Source organism: Oleiphilus sp. HI0125 (assembly GCF_001635355.1).
Window position 1 is genome coordinate 1 of record NZ_LWGF01001009.1, and the last position, 861, is coordinate 861.

At 46.2% G+C, this 861-nt stretch carries 1 protein-coding gene and 1 pseudogene; both read left to right on the plus strand.

The genetic code is table 11. From position 1 onward, the window contains the following. Positions 1-441, plus strand: a 441-nt coding sequence (locus A3762_RS17250) for an ABC transporter ATP-binding protein (RefSeq protein WP_156493546.1), incomplete at its 5' end; no start/stop codon positions are given. Between the two features lies 1 nt (position 442). Beyond that, a pseudogene (locus tag A3762_RS17255) lies at positions 443-861 on the plus strand (hypothetical protein); the annotation flags it as partial.

Consider the following 861-nt stretch of genomic DNA (forward strand, 5'->3'; position numbering starts at 1 on the left):
AAACTAAGAAAAGAGCGCGTTGGTTTCGTTTTTCAATCTTTCCATCTACTAGATCATCTTACGGCGCTTCAAAATGTAACCCTGCCTCTTAACTTAGCGGGCGAACAAAACGCAGAGTCAAAAGCACAATCATTTCTTGAGCGGGTTGGTTTAGCGGAACGAGCCAATCACCTTCCTAAGCAATTGTCTGGTGGTGAGCAGCAGCGCGTAGCGATTGCACGCGCTTTCGCTTGTGAACCTTCGATTTTATTTGCCGATGAACCAACTGGCAATCTTGATTCCAATACAGGCCATTCTGTTGCCAATCTGCTTTTTGAGCTCAATGAGGAGCAAGGAGTAACGCTTATTTTAGTTACTCACGATGACGAGCTGGCAAACCGATGCACTCAAAAACTCACGATCGATCAGGGCGCATTAGTAACGCATAACGAGGAGGTCTGAGGTGTCTTTTCGTCTGATTCAATATGCGCTTAATAGTTTTGTTGAACAGAGGAAGCTTCCTGCCCTTAGGTTGATGTTCCTTGCGAGTTTGTTGTCGGTGTTCGCGATCGTAAGCATTTTGTCATTAACGAGCTTCTTGAAAGAAGCGCTTAATAGTTCTTCAAGTGAATTGCTGGCGGCGGATAGGCAAGTCGTCTCGCCCCGAGAGTTAGATCCTGTGGTTCTTGAATACGCGAATCAGATAGGTTTACGACATGGCTTAGCAGTAGAGTTTCGGTCGATGGTTTTTAGCGATTCGGCTAGCCAGCTTGTATCCGTCAAGGCTGTTGACAATGCATACCCATTGCTAGGTTCACTTCAGTTATCTGGTCAGCCTCAAGGTAGCAAAGTCGCCTCAGGTAATATAGCAATGCAGTCGCG